Source organism: endosymbiont of unidentified scaly snail isolate Monju (assembly GCF_000801295.1).
Classification (GTDB): domain Bacteria; phylum Pseudomonadota; class Gammaproteobacteria; order Chromatiales; family Chromatiaceae; genus MONJU.
The window spans coordinates 1,502,759-1,523,959 of the sequence record NZ_AP012978.1 but is presented as its reverse complement, the minus strand read 5'-3'; the positions used below and the strand labels follow the sequence as shown (position 1 = coordinate 1,523,959).

The following is a 21,201-nucleotide window of genomic DNA, read 5'->3' as shown; positions in this document are numbered from 1 at the left end:
TTCAGCAGTTGGCGCAGCGGCTCACGTCGGAGGGATCGCGGTCTTCGTAGAACTCCCGCAGCATGTCGATGTAGCGCACCGCCGCCGGCGACAGGAACTTGCCGCGCCGCGAGACGATGCCGTAGGAGCGGGTGGGGAAGTACTTGCCCAGCGGCTTGACCGCCAGGCGTTCGCGGTCGGCCTCGGTCAGACACACGTCGGTAACGATGGAGATGCCCATGTCCAGCTCGACGTATTTCTTGATGACTTCCCAGCCGCCGGCCTCCAGGGCGACCTTGAACTGGAGGTCGTGCTGCTGGAACACCAGCTCGACGATGCGCCAGGTCGAGAGGTGGCGCGGGGGCAGGATCAGGCCATATTCGGCGATGTCTTCCAGGCTGACCTCGTCCCGATCGGCCAGGGGGTGGGAGCGTGCGGTGATCAGGGCGGGGTAGTAGGTCACGATGGGTTCGTAGCGGATGTCGTCGGGGACCTCGAGCATGGAACCCACGGCAAAGTCCACCTGGTCGGCGCGGATCATGGACAGGCCGTCGCGCCCGGTGACGTTGTGCAGCTTGAGGCTGATGCCGGGGTACTGGTCGGCGAACTGCTTGGTGGCGTCGGGCAGCACGTAGAGGATGGTGGACTCCCCGGCGGCAATGTTCAGTTCCCCCTTCTGCAGGTTGCCCATGTGGGCATGGAAGGATTCCTGCAGGCCGTCGATGGCCTCGACCAGTGGGCTGGCCAGGCGATAGAGCACCTCGCCCTCGGGGGTGAGGCTGATCTTGGGACCGCGGCGTTCGAACACCGTGATCTCCATCTCGCGTTCCAGGGCCTGGATCTGCAGGGTGACCGAGGGTTGGCTGAGGAACAGGTTCTCGGCCGCCTCGGTGATGCTGCCGCACTGGGCGGCATGACAGAAGGCGCGCAATTGCTTGAGTCGGTTCTGCTTGTAGTAGGGCGTCTTGAGTTTGCTACTCATCGCCGGCTCGTGCTCCGTATTATTGGAATATCAAATAATTTTTATTGAAATGATTGGATTGGAAAATGCTCGGGTTAGCTTAGTCTTTGTTATCACCAAATGGAAGGCCACGAAATCTCAGGGGAGGCCGCTATTGGGAATTAACTTCTCCTCTTGCCACCAGGGGAACAGGCCGCCGCATCGAGGAGACCGCCCAAGGTGTCGATCTGGCCCACGCCTATGCGCGGGGCGAGGGCATGCGGCACTATGTGGAGAAGGTGCAGCAGCCGGAGTTCGCGGCACGCGAGAGCGGTTACACCTTCGTTTCGCACCAGCAGGAAGTGGGGGCGGGCTATTTCGACGAGGTCACCACGGTGATCCTGGGAGGCAACTCTTCGGTGACCGCATTGACCGGCTCCACCGAGGAGGCGCAGTTCGCCTGAGGGCGGGGGCATGGAACGCTGCCTGTTCGGCGGTCGCATGACATCGGTATCCGCCGGCGGACTGGTGGATGCCGATGCGAGGCAGCTGTTGCATGCGCGCGCCATCGCCCAGGCGATATTGCAGGCCTTCGATTGGTACTTCCGCATCTTCCGCGAGGTGACTTGGCGCGCATGCGGGCATTTCGTTCGCGGCGACTGGCTGGCGGCGCGCGAGGACAATGCCGCGCGCATCAACCTGTACGACCGGCGGGGGCGTGAGGCCATCGAGAGCCTGCGGAAGCGCTTCGACCTGAAGGAAGCCGACCCGGAATGGCGGCGCTGTTTCATGGCCTTGCAAGGTGAACTTATGCGCCCCGAGACCTGGCGTCGCCTGCAGCACGATGCCGAAGTCAGTCGGGTGCCCGATCTCTACCCCTACCGTGAACAGGCGCGTTTTCTGCCCTGATAAATCTCCTGAATCGACCCATTTGCAGGGTCGAATGCCGGTGGCGCCAGCCTTGTGGCAGACTCGCCGCGGTATTCGGCCCGGGGACGGGCTTTCTGCGGTAGGATCGGCGTCCCCACTGCGACGGTTCGGCGCGAGGACGGGCCTCCTGCGCAGGAGTGGCGTCCTCGCCGCGAACCCGGTTTTACAAAATTTACAGATATTCTCGAGGAGCTAGCCATGCGACTGATTCTTCTGGGCGCCCCTGGTGCCGGCAAGGGCACCGTTGCCAAGATGCTGACCGCGATCGACGGTTCGGTCCAGATCTCGACCGGCGACATCCTGCGTGCCGCGGTCAAGGAGGGCAGCGAACTGGGCAAGAAGGCCGAGTCGTACATGAAGGCCGGCGAACTGGTGCCCGACGAGCTCATCATGGACATCATGGGCGAGCGCCTGCTGGAAGACGACTGCAAGGCCGGTTTCCTGCTCGACGGTTTTCCGCGCACCATTCCGCAGGCCGAGGCGCTCAAGGAACTGCTGGCCAAGCTGGGTATCGAGCTGCAGGCTGCGGTCAACCTGAATGTGCCGCGCGAGGTGATCCTCGACCGCCTGACCACCCGTCGCACCTGCGAGGACTGCGGCGCCATCTACAACGTCAAGAGCAACCCACCCAAGGTCGAGGGCGTGTGCGACAAGTGCGGTGGCAAGGTGGTGCAGCGCGCCGACGAGACCGAGGAGGCCATCTCCAAGCGCCTGGACGTGTTCAACGAGCAGACCGCCCCGCTGGTCGGTTTCTACGAAAAGGAAGGCCTGCTGCTGGACGTGAATGCCACCTCCAGCGATGCCGTGGTCGAGGCCATTCGCAAGCACGTCGGCGTCTGATAGACAGGCGATCGATGCCTCGGAAAAGCCCGGCCCCGGCCGGGCTTTTTCGTGTCCTTTGTGGTTTTTCCTGGTTCGGCATTCGGCAGGAGATCTGTCTGTCCCAGGCCCGAGCGTTCGCGGTGGAGGCGTTCGTCGGGCGCCGATAAAAAACCTCGATTCACGTATTGGAATATGCGAATTGGTCGGCAGGCCCCGAACTGGCATGCTCGGACGTTCGATATGGAGGAGGAACTACCATGCGCATCATCCTGTTGGGCGGCCCCGGGGCCGGCAAGGGCACCCAGGCCAAGTACATCACCGAACGCTACGGCATCCCGCAGATCTCCACTGGCGACATGCTGCGGGCGCACGTCAAGGCCGGCACCGAACTCGGCAAGGCGGCGAAGAAAATCATGGACGAGGGGGGACTGGTCTCCGACGACATCATCATCGACATGGTGAAGGAGCGCATCAAGGAACCCGATTGCGCCAACGGTTATCTGTTCGATGGCTTTCCACGCACCATCCCGCAGGCCCAGGCGCTGAAGGACGCCGGCATCCCGATTGATGCGGTGGTCGAGATCGATGTGCCCGACGAGGAGATCATCAAGCGCATGTCCGGACGCCGGGTGCACCTGCCCTCGGGGCGCACCTACCACGTGATCTTCAATCCGCCCAAGGTCGAGGGCAAGGACGATGTCACCGGCGAGGACCTGATCCAGCGCGACGACGACAAGGAAGAAACCGTCCGCCAGCGTCTCAAGGTGTATCACGAACAGACCGAGCCGCTGATCGACTTCTATCGCAAGGAGGCGGAAGCCGGCAACGTCAAGTACGTCAAGGTCAGTGGCCTGGGCGGGGTCGAAGAGGTCCGCGATGCCATCTTCGCCGGCCTCGACGGCTGATCTGTTCGAGCCGAATCGTTTGCGGCAAGGTGGGCGTTCGCGGCGGGGACGCCGCTCCTAGGGTAGGAGGCCCGTCCCCAGGCCGAACATTCGCGGCGGGGACGCCACTCCCGCAGGTTCGTAGGAGGCCCGTCCCCGGGCTGAATCTTCGCGGCGGGGACGCCGCTCCTGCGGCAGGAGGCCCGTCCTCGGGCCGAACATTCGCGGTGGGCGCGGTTTACCGGCAGCTCCCTGAAACCTATAATGCGCGGCTATCCTTTTCACCTGCCTTCCCGGAGTGCTGATGCGCCTTGCACAAGATCAAGAAGCCCTGACATTCGACGATGTGCTGCTGGTTCCGGCGCGCTCGGACGTCCTGCCCAAGGATGTCGATCTCGCCACCCGTCTGACCCGAGATATTACGCTCAACATTCCCCTGGTGTCCGCTGCCATGGATACGGTGACCGAGGCACGCCTGGCCATCGCCATGGCGCTGGAAGGCGGTATCGGCGTCATCCACAAGAACATGGAGCCGGACGAGCAGGCGGCCCATGTGCGCAAGGTCAAGCGTTACGAGAGCGGTGTGATCCACGATCCCATCACTGTCTCGCCCAATCTGAGCATCGGCGAGGTGATGGCCATTACCCGTGCCAACAATATCTCCGGGGTGCCGGTGGTCGATGGCAACGAGCTGGTCGGCATCGTCACCAGCCGTGATCTGCGCTTCGAGTCCCGGCTGGACGAGAAGGTCTCGGCCATCATGACGCCCAAGGATCGCCTGGTGACGGTGCCCGAGGGCGCCAGTCGTGAAGAGGTGGTCGCCAAGTTGCATGCGCACCGCATCGAGAAGGTGTTGGTGGTCAATGACGACTTCGAGCTGCGCGGGCTGATCACCGTCAAGGACATCCAGAAGGCCACCGACTATCCCAAGGCCTGCCGCGACAGCGAGGAACGCCTGCGCGTGGGTGCGGCGGTTGGTGCCGGCGCGGGGACCGACGAGCGCGTCGAGGCGCTGGTTGCCGCCGGGGTGGACGTGATCACCGTGGATACCGCGCACGGCCATTCCGTCGGCGTGATCGAGCGCGTCGCCTGGATCAAGAAGAACTTCCCCGAGGTGCAGGTGATCGGCGGTAACATCGCCACCGCCGCGGCTGCCCAGGCGCTGATCGAGGCGGGTGCGGACGCGGTCAAGGTGGGCATCGGCCCGGGCTCGATCTGCACTACCCGTGTGGTCGCTGGCGTGGGTGTGCCGCAGATCACTGCCGTGGACAACGTGGCGCGCGCTCTCAAGGGGACCGGGGTGCCGCTGATCGCCGACGGCGGCCTGCGCTACTCGGGCGACATCGCCAAGGTGATCGCTGCCGGCGCCCATGCGGTGATGATCGGCGGCCTGTTCGCCGGCACCGATGAGTCGCCCGGCGAGGTCGAGATCTACCAGGGGCGTTCCTACAAGTCGTATCGCGGCATGGGCTCGCTGGGTGCCATGTCCGGCAAGCAGGGCTCGAGCGACCGCTACTTCCAGGAAGACACCAAGGACAAGGACAAGCTGGTGCCCGAGGGTATCGAGGGCCGGGTTCCCTACAAGGGGCCGTTGATCAACGTCATCACCCAGCTCACCGGTGGCCTGCGTGCCAGCATGGGCTATACCGGTTGCGCCAATCTCGAGGAGATGCGCACCAAGCCCGAGTTTGTGCGTGTGACCAACGCGGGCATCCGCGAGTCGCATGTCCACGACGTGCAGATCACCAAGGAAGCACCCAACTACCGCCGCGACTGAGTCGTCGGAAGCGGAAGAAACCTTTCTGATCTGCCACGAAGGGCACGAAGAACACAAAGGAATGGGAGGCGCATCCTTTAACGGAACCATTCCGGCGGGCCGCTTTGCGAAACGGTCTGATCAGTGGGGGAGATAGAGACGCTTTCCCTGCTGAATGGTTTGCGAACGCAAGCGCCTTCGTGTTCTTTGTGCTCTTTGTGGTTTTCTTTCATCGGCCCTGAATCTGAATCGCCATGACCACTGACATCCACGACCATCGCATTCTCATCGTCGACTTCGGCTCGCAGTACACCCAGCTCATCGCACGCCGGGTGCGCGAGATCGGCGTCTATTGCGAGATCTGGCCCTACGACAACTGCGAGCAGGCGATCCGCGAGCAGCAGCCGCGCGGCATCATCCTCTCGGGCGGGCCGGAGACGGTCACCGCCGAGGAGACGCCGCGCGCGCCGCAGCTCGTGTTCGAGCTGGGCGTGCCGGTGCTGGGCATCTGCTACGGCATGCAGACCATGGCGGCGCAGCTTGGTGGCAAGGTGGAGTCCTCGGACAAGCACGAGTACGGCTATGCCCAGGTGCGCGCGCGCGGTCATTCCGAGCTGTTGCGCGACATTGAGGATCACACCAACGAGCAGGGCTGGGGACTGCTGGACGTGTGGATGAGCCATGGCGACCGGGTGATCGAGCTGCCGCCCGGCTTCAAGGTGATCGCCAGCACCGACAACGCGCCGATTGCCGGCATGGCCGACGAGGATCGGGGTTTCTACGGCATCCAGTTCCACCCCGAGGTCACTCATACCAAGCAGGGCGGGCGCATCCTGGAGCGCTTCGTGCGGGGCATCTGCGGCTGCGACGCCCTGTGGAACCCGAGCAACATCATCGAGGACAGCATTGCGCAGATGCGCGAGCAGATCGGCGACGGGCGGGTGATCCTGGGCCTGTCCGGTGGCGTGGACTCCTCGGTGGTGGCGGCGTTGCTGCATCGTGCCATCGGCGACCGGCTCACCTGCATCTTCGTGGACAACGGTCTGCTGCGCCTGCACGAAGGTGACCAGGTGATGGCCACCTTCGCGAAGCACATGGGCGTGAAGGTGATCCGCGTGGACGCCGCCGACCGTTTCTACGCCGCGCTCGCCGGCGAGGCCGACCCCGAGAAGAAGCGCAAGATCATCGGCAACCTGTTCATCGAGATCTTCGAGGAAGAGGCAGCGAAGATAGAGGATGCCCGCTACCTGGCGCAGGGCACCATCTATCCCGATGTCATCGAGTCGGCCGGTGCCGCCTCGGGCAAGGCGCACGTGATCAAGTCGCACCACAATGTCGGCGGCCTGCCCGAGCACATGAAACTCGAACTGGTCGAGCCACTGCGCGAACTGTTCAAGGACGAGGTGCGCAAGATCGGCATCGAGTTGGGCCTGCCCGCGGACATGGTCTATCGCCATCCCTTCCCGGGGCCGGGGCTGGGCGTGCGCATCCTCGGCGAGGTGAAGAAGGAATACGCCGACATCCTGCGCCAGGCCGATCACATCTACATCGAGGAACTGCGCAAGGCCGGTCTGTACGACGAGGTCAGCCAGGCCTTCGCCGTCTTCCTGCCGGTGCGTTCGGTGGGCGTGGTGGGCGATGCCCGGCGCTATGAATATGTCATCAGCCTGCGCGCGGTGAAGACCATCGACTTCATGACCGCCAGCTTCGCGCACCTGCCCTTCGAGTTCCTGGAGACCGTCTCGCGGCGCATCATCAACGAGGTCTCGGGCGTCTCGCGCGTCGCCTACGACATCTCCTCCAAGCCGCCGGCGACCATCGAGTGGGAATGATCCCGGTCCCCGGGCGTCATTGCTCATGAACGCCGAGGACGAACACTGGATGCGCCATGCCCTGGCCCTGGCGCGGCGCGCCGAGGCGGAGGGCGAGGTGCCTGTCGGTGCGGTCCTGGTGCGTGACGGCGAGCCAATAGGCGAGGGTTGGAATCGCCCCATCGGCGAGCACGATCCGAGCGCACACGCCGAGATCATGGCCCTGAGGGCAGCCGGGAAGGCAGTGGGCAACTACCGACTGCCCGACAGCACCTTGTATGTCACACTGGAGCCTTGCCCCATGTGCGCTGGGGCCATCGTGCATGCGCGTGTCGCGCGGGTGGTGTTCGGGGCAAGCGATCCGCGTACCGGTGCCGCCGGCAGCGTGTTCGACATGCTGCCCTCGGATGCCCGTTTCAACCACCGCACCGCCTGCGACGGCGGCCTGCTGGCCGACGAGGCGGGCGAACTGTTGCGTGCCTTCTTCCGCGCGCGTCGAAATCGGAGATGAATTCATGAAGTCACTGTTCAAGCTGCTCCTGTTGCTGCCCGTACTGGCCTGGGCGGCCACCCGTTATGCCCCGGTCGATGTGGACATGCAGGTCCGGCAGGTGGGGCCGCACAGCTACTATGTGCAGGGGGCTGCCGGGGCAGCGACCGAGAACAAGGGCTTCATTTCCAACGCCGGCTTCGTGGTCACCGATGCCGGCGTGGTGGTGATCGACAGCCTGGGCTCGCCCTCGCTGGCCGAGAAGCTGCGTGGCCTGATCGCCGGCATCACCGACCAGCCGGTCGTGAAGGTGATCCTCACCCACTACCATGCCGATCACATCTATGGCTTGCAGGTGTTCAAGGACGAAGGCGCGGAGATCATCGCGCCGCAGGGGGTATTCGAATACCTGGATTCGGACGCCGCGATCAACCGCCTGGAAGAGCGCCGGGTCTCGCTGTTTCCCTGGGTGGACGACGATACCCGCCTGGTATTGCCGGATCGCATCGTGGACGGGGTGGAGCAGTTCGAACTGGGGGGCGTGGGCTTTCGCCTGAATTACCTCGGCAAGGCGCATTCCGATGGCGACATGACGGTGTTCGTCACCCCCGACCGCGTGCTGTATTCCGGCGACATCATCTTCGAGGGGCGCGTGCCCTTCGTTGGCGATGCCGACACGAAGCACTGGCTGGATACCCTGGAAGGCTTCGAGAGCAAGGGGATTGTCGCTCTGGTGCCAGGGCATGGCCCCGCGGCACGCAACCCTGCCGCCGCCATCACGCTGACCCGGCGCTATCTGCAGCGTTTGCGCGAGGTGATGGGCGCTGCGGTCGAGGAAATGGAAGACTTCAAGACCGCCTTCGAATCCGCCGACTGGTCGGAATTCTCGCAGTTGCCGGCCTTCGAGGCAGCGCATCGCGTCAACGCCTACAACGTCTATCTCTCGATGGAGGCGGAATCGCTGGCGGAGTAGCTTCTCCCCCTCCCGGCCTCCCCCGCGAGCGGGGGAGGGGTGAACCTTCGGCAACCAGGGAGAACGGCCCCCTCCCTGCTTGCGGGGAGGGGCCTCCCGGCATGGCCAGGAATCGACACCTTCCTCATCCCGGGCGGCCTCTACCCCATGCTGCGCGCGACCAACGGCTGCGCCGTTGTCGAACCGCCATTCCGGAACGTCGTTGGTTCGAACCCAACCGGGGTGTGGGGGCATGAAAAAGCCCGGCGCTTTGGCCGGGCTCTGTGTATGGCTCCCCCGGTTGGATTCGAACCAACGACCAACGGATTAACAGTCCGCTGCGCTACCGCTGCGCCACAGGGGAGTGGCTTGAGGCCGCGAATATTACTGAGCAGCAGGAGGGTGGTCAAGACCCTTTGCTACTGGGTCGGCTTGTAATTGCCACGGGCGGGCGCTAGCCTTTGCGGCCTTCCGTGATCCTGCAGGGCCTAGAGAGCGTGTCTTCCATTCAGTTCAGGGTGCAGCCCGGTGGTCGTCTGCGCGGCGATGTCCGCGTGCCAGGCGACAAGTCCATTTCTCACCGTTCCATCATGCTCGGTTCGCTGGCCGAGGGCACGACGCGGGTGCAGGGTTTTCTCGAGGGAGAGGACGCGCTGGCCACGTTGAATGCCTTTCGTGCCATGGGGGTCGAGATCGAGGGTCCCGAGGACGGTCGGGTAACCATTCACGGTGTGGGCATGCACGGGCTGAGTGCACCCGACGTGCCACTGGACCTGGGCAATTCGGGCACCTCGATGCGCCTGCTGGCCGGGTTGCTGGCGGGGCAGGGGTTCGAGGTCACCCTGATCGGCGATAACTCCCTGTCGCGCCGTCCCATGAAGCGGGTCACCGAGCCGCTGGCGCGCATGGGTGCCGAGATCAACACCACGCCGAAGGGCACCGCGCCACTGGTGATCCGTCCGGTGGACGGTCTGCGTGGCATCGACTACGCCATGCCGGTGGCCAGTGCCCAGGTGAAGTCCTGCCTGCTGCTGGCCGGGTTGTATGCCGAAGGTGAGACCTGGGTGAGCGAGCCTGCACCCACGCGCGATCACACCGAGCGCATGCTCCAGGGTTTCGGCTACGAGGTGATGATCGACGGGCCGCGGCGCGGGGTGCGTGGTGGTGGTCGTCTGGTCGCCTGCGACATCGACGTACCGTCGGACATCTCCTCGGCGGCCTTTTTCCTCGTCGGCGCGAGTATCGCCGAGGGCTCCGACCTCACGCTGAGACACGTGGGCATGAACCCGACCCGTGACGGCGTCATTCATATCCTGCGCGCCATGGGGGCGGACATCACGGTGAGCAACGAGCGCGTGGTCGGTGGCGAGCCGGTGGCCGATCTGCGGGTGCGCAGTACGCCCCTGAAGGGCATTCGCATCGACGAGGCGCTGGTGCCGCTGGCGATCGACGAGTTTCCCGCGCTGTTCGTCGCCGCGGCCTGCGCCGAGGGCGAGACTGTGCTCACCGGCGCCGAGGAGCTGCGGGTCAAGGAGTCCGACCGCATCCAGGTGATGGCCGACGGCCTGCAGGCGCTGGGGGTGGATGCCCGGCCGACGCCCGATGGCATCGTGATCCGCGGCGGGCGCATCGGTGGCGGCCGGGTGGACAGCCATGGCGACCACCGCATCGCCATGGCCTTTGCCATGGCCGCATTGCGTGCCGACGGCGAGATCCTGATCGATGACTGCGCCAACGTGAACACTTCCTTCCCCGGCTTTGTCGAACTGGCAGGGGCTACCGGCCTGGCCATCGAGGTGAACGGTGGCTGAGTCGGTGCCGGTGATCACCATCGATGGCCCCAGTGGCTCGGGCAAGGGCACCGTCTCGGCGCGCCTGGCCAAGGCCCTGGGTTGGCACGTGCTGGATTCGGGGGCGCTTTATCGCCTGACCGGTCTGGCGGTCGAAAAGGCAGGGATTGGCTTCGAAAATCCGCAAAAGGCGGCAGAAATCGCGGCGAATCTCGATGTGCGCTTCGAGCAGGGACGGATCTTTCTCGATGGGGAGGATGTGACCCTGGCGATCCGCTCGGAGACCGCCGGCAACAACGCTTCCCGGGTGGCCGCCATGCCCGAGGTGCGCGCGGCCCTGCTCGACTGGCAGCGGCGTGCGGCGCGTCCGCCCGGGCTGGTGGCCGACGGACGTGACATGGGGACCGCGGTGTTCCCCGATGCGCCGCTCAAGGTGTTTCTCGACGCCAGCGCCGAGGAACGTGCGAGAAGGCGTTATAAGCAGTTGAAGGAAAAGGGTATATCGTCTAATATTGATCGTCTCGCCGCCGAGATCCGTGAACGTGACGAGCGCGACCGCAATCGCGCCGTTTCGCCATTGGTTCCGGCGCCGGGGGCGCTGGTCATCGATTCGACCGGCATGACCATCGATGCGGTGGTCGAACGTATTCTGCAGGCGGCGCGCGAGGTGTTGCCGTCGGTGGATTGAGCAGGTCCCGGTTCGCCGGGGCTGTTTCGTTATGGCGTTCCGCAAGGGACACGCATTGGGGGCAGGTCGCCTGGCCTGCGTTCGTTCAACTTCAACCAGTGCCGGAGCCTCGGCTGCGGCGAATTCGGCCCGAACGGGCCTTGGGTAACTCAACATGTCAGAAAGTTTTGCCGAGCTCTTCGAAGAGAGCCTCAACAGCACCAACCTCCAGCCCGGTGGCATCGTCATCGGCACTGTGGTCGCCATCGACGGCGACGAAGTGATCGTCAATGCCGGCCTCAAGTCCGAGGGCCGCATCCCGATCAGTCAGTTCACCGACAAGGATGGCAACGTCGAGGTCAAGCCGGGTGATCAGGTCGAAGTGGCCCTCGAGGCCGTGGAGGATGGTTTCGGCGCGACCCGCCTGTCGCGCGAGAAGGCCAAGCGCCACTATGCGTGGCGGAAGCTCGAGAAGGCTTTCGAAAACGACGAGATCGTGGTCGGCCGCATCAACGGCAAGGTCAAGGGCGGCTTCACCGTCGAGCTGGACGAGATCCGTGCCTTCCTGCCGGGTTCGCTGGTCGATGTGCGCCCGGTGCGCGACACCTCCTATCTCGAGGGCAAGGACCTCGAGTTCAAGGTCATCAAGCTGGACCAGAAGCGCAACAACGTGGTGGTCTCGCGTCGTGCCGTGGTCGAGAAGGAATACAGCGAAGAGCGCGAGAAGCTGCTCGCCAACCTGGCCGAGGGCCAGGTGGTCAAGGGTGTGGTCAAGAACCTCACCGACTACGGTGCTTTCGTGGACCTGGGCGGCATCGATGGCCTGCTGCACATCACCGACATGGCCTGGAAGCGGGTCAAGCACCCCTCCGAGGTGGTCGAGATCGGTGACGAGATCGAGGTCAAGGTACTCAAGTTCGACCGCGAGAAGATGCGCGTCTCCCTCGGCCTGAAGCAGCTGGGTGAAGACCCCTGGGTCAACATCACCCGTCGTTATCCCGAGGGTACCCGCCTGTTCGGCAAGGTCACCAACATTGCCGACTACGGCGCCTTCGTCGAGATCGAAGACGGCGTCGAGGGCCTGGTGCACGTCTCCGAGATGGACTGGACCAACAAGAACGTCCATCCCAGCAAGGTGGTCACCCTGGGTCAGGAAGTCGAAGTGGTGGTGCTCGACATCGACGAGGAGCGTCGCCGCATCTCGCTGGGCATGAAGCAGTGCCAGCCCAACCCCTGGGAAGAGTTCGGCGAGCGCTACAAGAAGGGCGATCATGTCACCGGCGTCATCAAGTCGATCACCGATTTCGGTATCTTCATCGGCCTGGACGGCGGCATCGACGGCCTGGTCCACCTGTCGGACATCTCCTGGGACGACACCGGCGAGGACGAGATCCGCAACTACAAGAAGGGTCAGGAGATCGAAACCGTGGTGCTGGCGGCGGTCGATCCCGAGCGCGAGCGTATCTCCCTGGGCATCAAGCAGCTCGACAAGGACCCCTTCTCCACCTGGCTGGCCACCCACGACAAGGGCGCCATCGTCAAGGGTATCGTGCGCGAGGTCGATGCCAAGGGTGCCATCGTCGAACTGGACGAGGGTGTGGAAGGTTACATCCGGGCCTCCGACCTGTCGCGTGACCGTGTCGAGGATGCACGCAGCGTGCTGAAGGAAGGCGACGAGATCGAGGCCAAGTTCATGGGCGTCGATCGTCGCAACCGCAGCATCAGCCTGTCGATCAAGGCCAAGGACTACGAAGAGGAAAAGGCGCTCATCTCGCAGTACAACAGCGATGCGAGCTCGGCCGGCAAGACCTCCATGGCCGATCTGCTCAAGGAGCAGCTCGACGCCGACAAGTAAGGAACAGTCTGAGCTGCATTGGCGGGGCAGCTTGCGCTGCCCCGCCACATCATCGGGAAACACGTAATGACCAAGTCGGAACTGATCGAAGTCATTGCCAGGGAGCAGAGCCATCTGGCGTACAAGGATGTTGAACTGGCGGTCAAGTGCATGATCGAACAGATGAGTCAGGCGCTGGCCACTGGTAACCGGATCGAGATCCGGGGATTCGGCAGCTTCTCCCTGCATTACCGGCCGCCGCGCATCGGGCGCAACCCTAAGACCGGCGAGGCGGTGCAACTGGCAGGCAAGTACGTGCCGCACTTCAAGCCCGGCAAGGAATTGCGCGAGCGGGTCAACAAGAACTACCAGTCGCCACAGGAAGAGACATCCTGAAGCGTCTGGGAAAACCTCTGAAAAGGCCTCTCCCCCGCTTGCGGGGAGAGGCCAGGAGGGGCGCCCTTTACCCATTGTGCCATGGGGGAGGAGAAAGTGCGCTTTTTCAGCTTCCCGGGAGACCAGGCCGCAGGGTCGATTCTGTCTCTTCTGGTCGAAATGACAGGGAAACGGGATTCAGTTGCTGAGCCCCAGGGCGAGCAGGTAGGCGAGGGTGGCCAGTGCGAACAGAAGCAGCTCGCCGAAGGTGTTTCTCAGTCGTCGCCCGCCCTGGGCGTCGAATCGCATCAGATCGGGAACCAGACCGCGGACCTGATCGTGCATGACATAGCGGCTATCGGATTTCATGGTGTCCTCCACGCTCGTTCTTTGTTTGTTCTCCTCATGCTAGCACACGGGGAGAACAAATCAAGAACGTTGTGCCAGGCTGGAATCGCCAGTTTCCCGGGTGAGGATCATGTCGAACTGGTGGCAGAAGCGCGCCGTGCATAGAGCAAAACACCTGCCAGCAACACCCCGCTGGCCAGCCAGCCGGTGATGTTGTCGTAGTCGCCGATCAGGCCGATCCAGGGTGACTGGTGATCGGTGTTGGTCAGCCGCTTGGCGATCCGGATCACCATGACCCATCCGGCATGCGCGCCAATGGCGAACCAGATGGCGCCGGTGCGCTCGCGGGTCAGGCTGAGGAAGATTCCGGCGATGACCAGGGTGGCGAAGCTGTCGGCGTACTCGCCGAATTGCGTGAGCTGCGCCAGCCCGCCGCCGAGCATGCCCAGGGCGCTGGTGACGGTCAGCGGGGTCTCCGGGGGCAGGGGCGTGGGGCGGATGAAGTGCACCACCGCGTAGAACAGGCCGATGGCCAGGGCGGTGGGCCACAAACCCTGCGATCGGCGCATGCCGCCCTGCAGGGCGCCGCGAAAGAAGAATTCCTCGATCAGGCCGACGGCCAGGCCGGAGCCCAGGCCGGCGAGCGCCGCCGAGAACAGGCTGCCTGCCGACAGCGTCCCGGGTGCCAGGTAGCGTATTCCGCTGGCCATCAGCAGCCCGAGTACTGCCCCGAGCATGCCCAGTCCCCAGAGCAGTCCCAGGCCCAGCGGGCGGCGCCAGCCTTCCGGGCCGGTGGCCAGGCCCAGGGTCTGGCGATCGCGCAGATCCAGGGCGCGTGCCAGCAGCGGCAGGCCGAGGAACATCAGCAGCATGCCGAAACGGTACAGGGCGCGGTCGGGCGTGGCACCGAAGGTGGCGTGGAACAGGGGCTGCAGCCAGGGCAGGAGCAGCGCCGAGGTGGCCATGCAGGCGACCAGGTACAGGACGAAGGCAAGGAATACGCGCATGGGATCGGGCTATGTCGACAAGGCAGGTATTGTATACTAGGCGTTTCCCGCGACGAGCGGTGGATGCGAAAGTGGCGGAACTGGTAGACGCGCTGGATTTAGGTTCCAGTGGGGCAACCCGTGAGAGTTCGAGTCTCTCCTTTCGCACCAGGATTCAAGGAACCTCCGGACAGGTCTGGATCGGGGAGATTGGCGTTGGAATGCGTCGGTTCACGGCGCGAATCGCACGTAATAGCCTGCTATTGCGAAGATTCGCAACGCGGAACTGGTGCAGGCCGGCGTCAGGATTCCGGGTCACGACGCGTTCGGAGGTTCCTTGGGGATGTATCGAGTGACTCCGGGCCGCGCTCTCGCGGCCCGTGGGCTGTTCGGGGCATTCCCCGGGGATTCTCCCCGATACTGGATCACCCGTAATTTGAACCGATATGGGCAGTCAGGGCTGCCGGAGAATGTTTCATGCAAGTTTCTGTTGAGTCTGGCGAGGGCCTGGAAAGGCGTCTGTTGGTGGATCTGCCGAAAGAGCAGGTCGAGACCGAGGTGGAGAAGAAGCTCACCGAGCTGGCGAAGAATATTCGTCTCGATGGCTTCCGTCCCGGCAAGGTGCCGGTGCGCGTGGTGCGCCAGCGTTTTGGTGACCAGGTGCGTCAGGAGGTTTATGGCGACCTGATCCAGGCCACCTTCTACGAGGCGGCCGAGCAGTCCAACGTGGCCCCGGTCGGTGATCCCAGCATCGAGCTGCGCGATGCCGCCGAGGAAGGTGGTCTGAGCTACACCGCCACCTTCCAGGTGATGCCCGAGATCGAGCTGGCCGACCTGTCCGGCAAGGAGGTCGTCAAGCCGGTGGCCGAGGTGACCGAGGCGGACGTGGACGAGATGATCGACAAGCTGCGCCGCCAGCGTCAGAGCTGGGAAGAGGTCGATCGTGCTGCGCAGGACGGCGATACCGTGCACATCGACTTCAAGGGCTTCATCGACGGCGAGGCCTTCGAAGGCGGCACTGCCGAGGACGTGCCGCTGGTGCTGGGTTCCGGCTCCATGATCGATGGCTTCGAATCCGGCCTGCTGGGCGCCAAGGCTGGCGAGACCCGCACCGTGGAGGTCACCTTCCCCGAGGATTACCGGGCCGAGCACCTGGCCGGCAAGCCCGCCAGCTTCGAGATCACGGTGCGCAAGGTGCTCGAGGCCCGTCTGCCCGAGATCGACGAGCAGTTCGTCAAGGACTTCGGCGTTGAAGAGGGCACCGAGGAGGCCCTGCGCGCCGAGGTGCGCAAGAACATGGAGACCGAGCTGGCGCAGAAGCTGTCGGGCCTGGCCAAGGACAATGTCATGGCCCTGCTGCGCGAGGCCAATCCCGTCGAGGTCCCCGATGCGATGGTCAAGCAGGAGGCCGAGCGCATGAAGCAGCAGGCCATGGCCGACATGCAGGCGCGCGGGCAGCAGTCGTCGCTGGACCTGCCGGCGAGCCTGTTCGAGGGGCAGGCGCGGGTGCGGGTACACCTGGGGCTGCTGGTCGGCGAGATCATCGACAAGCAGGGCCTCGAGGCCTCCGAGGACGACGTGCGTCAAATGATCGAGCAGCTGGCGCAGTCCTACGAAGACCCGCAGGAAGTCGTGGACTATTATTTGAACAACCCGCAGCAGCGGGCCTCGCTCGAGAACCTGGTGCTCGAGAACAAGGTTGTGGACTGGGTGCTCGAACAGGTCGAGGTCAAGGAAGACAAGCGCACATTCTCCGAGGTGATGAACCCCGAGCAACAGGCGCAGAATTGAACCGGTCTCCGAAATAACACTCAAGGATTTTTCTGCATGATCGATACCAAGGGCATGAACACTTTCGAACCGCAGAACCTCGGCCTGGTGCCGATGGTGGTGGAGCAGACGGCGCGTGGCGAGCGCGCCTACGACATCTATTCGCGACTGCTCAAGGAGCGGGTGGTGTTCTGCGTGGGGCCGGTGGAAGACCACATGGCCAACCTGATCGTGGCGCAGCTGCTGTTCCTCGAGTCGGAGAATCCGGACAAGGACATCCACCTGTACATCAATTCGCCGGGTGGTTCGGTGACCGCCGGGCTGGCGATCTACGACACCATGCAGTTCATCCGGCCGCACGTGACCACCATGTGCATCGGCCAGGCGGCGAGCATGGGCGCGATACTGCTGGCCGCGGGCGAGAAGGGCAAGCGCTATGCGCTGCCCAACTCGCGGGTGATGATCCACCAGCCGCTGGGCGGTTTTCAGGGACAGGCGACCGACATCGAGATCCATGCCCGCGAGATCCTGCAGATCCGCGAACGCCTGAACACGATCCTGGCCGAGCACACCGGCCGTTCGCTCGAGGAGATCGGCCGGGACACCGACCGGGACAACTTCATGAGCGCCGAGGAATCCCGTGACTACGGGCTGATCGACGAGGTGGTCTCACGGCGCGGCGGCACGGATTGAGCGGGCTCATAGGCCGTGTCGACGCCCGGCGGAGACCGTAATTCGCAGGCAAAGCTGGCGGTAATTGTCGGCTTGTCAATGGAACGGTTTCCGATATGATGGGGTCGTAAACCGTGGACAAGGGGTGAAAGGTTCGCCGCTGTCCCGGTCGCAACACAACAGGGTACTAGAGTATGAGTGACGACAGACACGGCAAGAACGACGACGGCAAGCTGCTCTACTGCTCTTTCTGTGGAAAGAGTCAGCACGAGGTGCGCAAGCTGATCGCCGGCCCGTCCGTGTTCATCTGCGACGAGTGCGTCGAGCTGTGCAACGACATCATCCGCGAGGAGATGCAGGAGAACGCGCCGGAGTCCTCGCGCGGGCTGCCCACGCCGCACGAGATCAACGAGACCCTGAACCAGTACGTCATCGGTCAGGAGCGGGCCAAGAAGGTTCTCTCGGTGGCCGTCTACAACCATTACAAGCGTCTCGAGATGTCCGGCAAGAAGGACGAGATCGAGATCTCCAAGAGCAACATCCTGCTCATCGGTCCCACCGGCTCGGGCAAAACCCTGCTGGCCGAGACCCTGGCGCGGCTGCTCAACGTACCCTTCACCATCGCCGATGCCACCACGCTGACCGAGGCAGGTTATGTCGGCGAGGATGTCGAGAACATCATCCAGAAGCTGTTGCAGAAGTGTGACTACGATGTCGAGAAGGCGCAGACCGGCATCGTCTACATCGACGAGATCGACAAGATCTCGCGCAAGTCCGACAACCCCTCGATCACCCGGGACGTCTCGGGCGAGGGCGTGCAGCAGGCCCTGCTCAAGCTCATCGAGGGCACGGTGGCCTCGGTGCCGCCGCAGGGGGGGCGCAAGCACCCGCAACAGGAATTCCTGCAGGTCGATACCTCGAACATCCTGTTCATCGTCGGCGGCGCCTTCGCCGGGCTCGACAAGGTGATCCGCAACCGTTCCGAGAAGGGCGGCATCGGCTTCTCCGCCGAGGTGCACAGCAAGGAAGAGAAGCGCAACCTGGGCGAGATCCTGCACGAGGTGGAGCCCGAGGACCTGATCTCCTACGGCCTGATCCCCGAATTCGTCGGCCGCCTGCCGGTGGTCGCCACGCTCGAGGAGCTGGACGAGGAAGCCCTGGTGCAGATCCTCACCGAACCGAAGAACGCCCTGGTCAAGCAGTACCAGCGCCTGTTCGAGATGGAGGGCGCCGAGCTCGAGTTCCGCGACGACGCCCTGCGCGCCATCGCCCGCAAGGCCATGGAGCGCAAGACCGGCGCGCGTGGCCTGCGTACCATCCTCGAGCAGATCCTGCTCGACACCATGTACGACCTGCCCTCGCTGAAGAATGTCAGCAAAGTGGTGATCGACGAGTCCGTGGTGCAGGGCGAATCGGAGCCGCTGATCATCTTCGAGGGGGCGGACCAGCAGATGGCGGCTTCCGACTGATTCCGAATGCCCGGCCTGCCCGGGCATTTTTTATAACTTGATTTTGCCGGGGAAGTCCCCAGATTGATCTCAATCAAGTTCACACCCAGATCGCCGGCCCGAACTCGGGACGGCAGACAGACATTCAGGCGCTTCCCGGTCCGGGGAACGTCTTTCGGAGGAACCCATGGGACAGGAAATTCAGGGTAGTGGCCCCTTGAGCGTGCCGGTATTGCCGCTACGCGACGTGGTGGTCTATCCCTACATGGTCATACCGTTGTTCGTCGGGCGCGAAAAGTCCATCCAGGCGCTGGATGCGGCCATGTCCGACAACAAGCAGATTCTGCTGGTCGCCCAGCGGGCAGCCGACATCGACGACCCGGAGGCCAGTGACCTGCACGAGGTGGGCACGCTGGCCAACATCCTGCAGTTGCTGAAGCTGCCGGATGGCACCGTCAAGGTGCTGGTCGAGGGCAACCAGCGCGCGCGCATCAAGGATTACGTCGCTGCCGAGGGCTATCTGGCCGCGGCCATCGAGCCGGTCGAGGATCAGGTCGATACCTCCGAGCGCGAGATGGAAGTGCTGATGCGCTCGGCCACCGACCTGTTTGACCAGTACGTCAAGCTCAACAAGAAGGTGCCGCCCGAGGTGCTGACCTCGCTGGCCAGCATCGACGAGCCCTCGCGCCTGGCCGACACCATGGCCGCGCACATGGCGCTGAAGATCGAGGAAAAGCAGCACGTCCTCGAGATCGCCAGCGTGCGCGAGCGCCTGGAGCACCTGATGGCGCTCATGGAAGGCGAGAATGACATCCTGCAGATGGAGAAGCGCATCCGCGGGCGGGTCAAGCGCCAGATGGAGAAGAACCAGCGCGAGTACTACCTCAACGAGCAGATGAAGGCCATCCAGAAGGAACTGGGTGAGCTGGACGACGTGCCCAACGAGCTCGAGGATCTGGGCGAGAAGATCGAGAAGGCCGGCATGCCGAAAGAGGTCAAGGCCAAGGCGCAGTCCGAGCTGAACAAGCTCAAGCTGATGTCGCCCATGTCGGCCGAGGCCACGGTGGTGCGCAACTACATCGACACCCTGGTGAGCGTGCCGTGGAAGAAGCGCACCAAGGTGCGCATCGACATCGCGCGCGCCCAGGCGGTGCTGGATGCCGACCATTACGGTCTGGAGAAGGTCAAGGAGCGCATTCTGGAGTACCTGGCCGTGCAGCAGCGGGTGCGCAAGCTGAAGGGCCCGATCCTTTGCCTGGTCGGGCCGCCCGGGGTGGGCAAGACCTCGCTGGGCAAGTCGATCGCGCGCGCGACCAATCGCAAGTTTGTGCGCATGGCGCTCGGCGGGGTGCGTGACGAGGCCGAGATCCGTGGTCACCGCCGTACCTATATCGGCGCCATGCCCGGCAAGATCGTCCAGAACCTGATCAAGGTCGGTACGCGCAATCCGCTGTTCCTGCTCGACGAGATCGACAAGATGGCGATGGACTTCCGCGGCGATCCGGCCTCGGCGCTGCTCGAGGTGCTCGACCCGGAGCAGAACCACACCTTCCAGGACCACTACCTGGAGGTGGATTTCGACCTCTCCGAGGTCATGTTCGTGGCCACTGCCAACAGCATGAACATCCCGGCGCCGCTGCTCGACCGCATGGAGGTCATCCGTCTCTCGGGCTACACCGAGGCTGAAAAGGTGGCAATCGCCGAGAACTACCTGATCCCCAAGCAGATGAAGAACAACGGCCTCAAGGAGGAGGAGCTGGCGATCCGCGGGGCGGCGGTGCGCGACATTGTGCGCTACTACACGCGCGAGGCCGGGGTGCGCAACCTCGAACGCGAGATCGCCAAGATCTGTCGCAAGGTGGTCAAGGACCTGCTGCTCAAGGGTAAGGAGGGCAAGAAGGTCACGGTTACGCCCAAGTCGCTGGACAAGTATCTCGGCGTGCGGCGTTTCCGCTACGGCCGTGCCGAGGAACACGATGAGGTCGGGCAGGTCACCGGCCTGGCCTGGACCGAGGTCGGCGGCGAACTGCTGCGCATCGAGGCGGCGCTCACCCCCGGCAAGGGGCGGCTGACACATACCGGCCAGCTCGGCGACGTGATGAAGGAGTCCATCCAGGCCGCCATGACCGTGGTGCGCAGCCGCGCCAAGGCGCTGGGGCTCAATGCGGACTTCTACGAGAAGGTCGACGTGCACATCCACGTGCCCGAGGGCGCCACGCCCAAGGACGGTCCGAGTGCCGGCATCGGCATGTGCACTGCGCTGGTGTCGGCGCTGACTGGCATCCCGGTGCGGGCCGACGTGGCCATGACCGGCGAGATCACCCTGCGCGGCGAGGTGCTGCCCATCGGCGGTCTCAAGGAGAAGCTGCTGGCGGCGCATCGTGGCGGCATCCAGACGGTGATCATCCCCTCCGAAAACGAGCGCGACCTGGTCGAGATTCCCAAGAACATCAAGCAGAACCTCGACATCCGTCCCGTCAAGTGGATCGACGAGGTGTTGCAGATCGCGCTGCTCACGATGCCGACGCCGCGAACCGACAGCGAGGACGCGAAGGCAGCGGAGACTGCAAAAAGCGAAGAAAGCGACAAGGACGGGCTGCGCCATCATTGATTATCGGCGCGATCGCTGGTAGAATAAGGGCCTGCGCGGCGCCCCGTCAGAGAGGCCCCGGACTCTCCCCGCTTGCAGGGGAGTTCAGTAGGGGGCCTTGGACGCCGCCAGCGCTTGACCGGATTCGGGAGCGGCT

General features: G+C 64.0%; 18 protein-coding genes, 2 tRNA genes and 1 pseudogene. 17 read left to right on the top strand and 4 right to left on the bottom strand.

Annotated features, from left to right (window positions below):
* Window position 1: 1 nt before the first annotated feature.
* Window positions 2-961, bottom strand: coding sequence for a LysR family transcriptional regulator (locus EBS_RS07340; protein ID WP_043108030.1), 960 nt, complete (start codon window positions 959-961; stop codon window positions 2-4).
* 203 nt (window positions 962-1,164) lie between these two features.
* Here EBS_RS07340 and EBS_RS07335 point away from each other — a divergent pair.
* From EBS_RS07335 to EBS_RS07300, 8 genes and pseudogenes are all read left to right on the top strand, one after another.
* Window positions 1,165-1,383, top strand: a pseudogene (locus EBS_RS07335) (isocitrate lyase); the annotation flags it as partial.
* Window positions 1,384-1,393: 10 nt separating this feature from the next.
* Window positions 1,394-1,828 carry an isocitrate dehydrogenase kinase/phosphatase AceK regulatory subunit gene (locus EBS_RS07330; RefSeq protein ID WP_043108027.1) on the top strand — a complete coding sequence of 145 codons (435 nt, stop codon included), beginning with the start codon at window positions 1,394-1,396 and terminating at the stop codon, window positions 1,826-1,828.
* Window positions 1,829-2,047: 219 nt separating this feature from the next.
* The gene (locus EBS_RS07325) at window positions 2,048-2,689 is read left to right on the top strand and encodes an adenylate kinase (RefSeq protein WP_043108025.1); all 642 of its coding nucleotides are present in this window, start codon (window positions 2,048-2,050) and stop codon (window positions 2,687-2,689) included.
* Window positions 2,690-2,928: 239 nt separating this feature from the next.
* The gene (adk, locus tag EBS_RS07320; RefSeq protein ID WP_043108022.1) at window positions 2,929-3,576 is read left to right on the top strand and encodes an adenylate kinase; all 648 of its coding nucleotides are present in this window, start codon (window positions 2,929-2,931) and stop codon (window positions 3,574-3,576) included.
* Between the two features lie 283 nt (window positions 3,577-3,859).
* Window positions 3,860-5,332: an IMP dehydrogenase gene (guaB, locus tag EBS_RS07315; protein ID WP_043109441.1), complete on the top strand. Its 1,473-nt coding sequence runs from the start codon at window positions 3,860-3,862 to the stop codon at window positions 5,330-5,332.
* A gap of 233 nt (window positions 5,333-5,565) precedes the next feature.
* Window positions 5,566-7,143, top strand: coding sequence for a glutamine-hydrolyzing GMP synthase (gene guaA, locus EBS_RS07310; RefSeq protein ID WP_043108021.1), 1,578 nt, complete (start codon window positions 5,566-5,568; stop codon window positions 7,141-7,143).
* Between the two features lie 25 nt (window positions 7,144-7,168).
* Window positions 7,169-7,633 (top strand): tRNA adenosine(34) deaminase TadA, encoded by a 465-nt coding sequence (gene tadA, locus EBS_RS07305; protein WP_043108020.1) that lies wholly within the window; start codon window positions 7,169-7,171, stop codon window positions 7,631-7,633.
* 4 nt (window positions 7,634-7,637) lie between these two features.
* Complete coding sequence (locus EBS_RS07300) at window positions 7,638-8,585, top strand: MBL fold metallo-hydrolase (RefSeq protein WP_043108019.1); 948 nt, start codon at window positions 7,638-7,640, stop codon at window positions 8,583-8,585.
* 268 nt (window positions 8,586-8,853) lie between these two features.
* Here the strand turns inward: EBS_RS07300 and EBS_RS07295 are convergent.
* Window positions 8,854-8,928: transfer RNA gene (locus EBS_RS07295), tRNA-Asn, on the bottom strand.
* A 142-nt stretch (window positions 8,929-9,070) separates the two neighbouring features.
* Between EBS_RS07295 and aroA the strand changes: the two genes are divergently transcribed.
* The 4 genes from aroA (at window position 9,071) to ihfB (ending at window position 13,251) form a co-directional block, all read left to right on the top strand.
* On the top strand, window positions 9,071-10,375 hold the full coding sequence (gene aroA, locus EBS_RS07290) for a 3-phosphoshikimate 1-carboxyvinyltransferase (RefSeq protein ID WP_052199619.1): 1,305 nt from the start codon (window positions 9,071-9,073) through the stop codon (window positions 10,373-10,375).
* Window positions 10,368-11,042: a (d)CMP kinase gene (gene cmk, locus EBS_RS07285; RefSeq protein ID WP_052199392.1), complete on the top strand. Its 675-nt coding sequence runs from the start codon at window positions 10,368-10,370 to the stop codon at window positions 11,040-11,042. Before aroA ends, cmk begins: the two co-directional genes overlap by 8 nt.
* A 154-nt stretch (window positions 11,043-11,196) precedes the next feature.
* Window positions 11,197-12,876 (top strand): 30S ribosomal protein S1, encoded by a 1,680-nt coding sequence (rpsA, locus tag EBS_RS07280; RefSeq protein WP_043108017.1) that lies wholly within the window; start codon window positions 11,197-11,199, stop codon window positions 12,874-12,876.
* Window positions 12,877-12,927: 51 nt separating this feature from the next.
* Window positions 12,928-13,251 carry an integration host factor subunit beta gene (ihfB, locus tag EBS_RS07275; protein ID WP_269446347.1) on the top strand — a complete coding sequence of 108 codons (324 nt, stop codon included), beginning with the start codon at window positions 12,928-12,930 and terminating at the stop codon, window positions 13,249-13,251.
* A gap of 177 nt (window positions 13,252-13,428) precedes the next feature.
* Here the strand turns inward: ihfB and EBS_RS14270 are convergent, their stop codons facing one another.
* Together EBS_RS14270 and EBS_RS12965 are read right to left on the bottom strand one after the other, a co-directional pair.
* A complete protein-coding gene (locus EBS_RS14270) occupies window positions 13,429-13,599 on the bottom strand; it encodes a hypothetical protein (RefSeq protein ID WP_171816210.1) in 171 nt (56 codons plus the stop codon).
* Between the two features lie 107 nt (window positions 13,600-13,706).
* Window positions 13,707-14,585 (bottom strand): CPBP family intramembrane glutamic endopeptidase, encoded by an 879-nt coding sequence (locus EBS_RS12965; RefSeq protein WP_052199391.1) that lies wholly within the window; start codon window positions 14,583-14,585, stop codon window positions 13,707-13,709.
* 65 nt (window positions 14,586-14,650) lie between these two features.
* On the opposite strand from EBS_RS12965, the gene EBS_RS07265 reads away from it, so the two are divergent.
* The 5 genes from EBS_RS07265 to lon all read left to right on the top strand — a co-directional run bounded on the left by EBS_RS07265 (window position 14,651) and on the right by lon (window position 21,065).
* Window positions 14,651-14,735, top strand: a tRNA-Leu gene (locus EBS_RS07265).
* 306 nt (window positions 14,736-15,041) lie between these two features.
* Complete coding sequence (gene tig / locus EBS_RS07260) at window positions 15,042-16,355, top strand: trigger factor (RefSeq protein ID WP_043108015.1); 1,314 nt, start codon at window positions 15,042-15,044, stop codon at window positions 16,353-16,355.
* Between the two features lie 36 nt (window positions 16,356-16,391).
* Window positions 16,392-17,027 (top strand): ATP-dependent Clp endopeptidase proteolytic subunit ClpP, encoded by a 636-nt coding sequence (gene clpP, locus EBS_RS07255; protein ID WP_052199390.1) that lies wholly within the window; start codon window positions 16,392-16,394, stop codon window positions 17,025-17,027.
* Between the two features lie 173 nt (window positions 17,028-17,200).
* Window positions 17,201-18,475, top strand: coding sequence for an ATP-dependent Clp protease ATP-binding subunit ClpX (gene clpX, locus EBS_RS07250; RefSeq protein ID WP_043108013.1), 1,275 nt, complete (start codon window positions 17,201-17,203; stop codon window positions 18,473-18,475).
* Between the two features lie 166 nt (window positions 18,476-18,641).
* The gene (gene lon, locus EBS_RS07245) at window positions 18,642-21,065 is read left to right on the top strand and encodes an endopeptidase La (protein WP_043108012.1); all 2,424 of its coding nucleotides are present in this window, start codon (window positions 18,642-18,644) and stop codon (window positions 21,063-21,065) included.
* The last annotated feature ends 136 nt before the right edge of the window (window positions 21,066-21,201 follow it).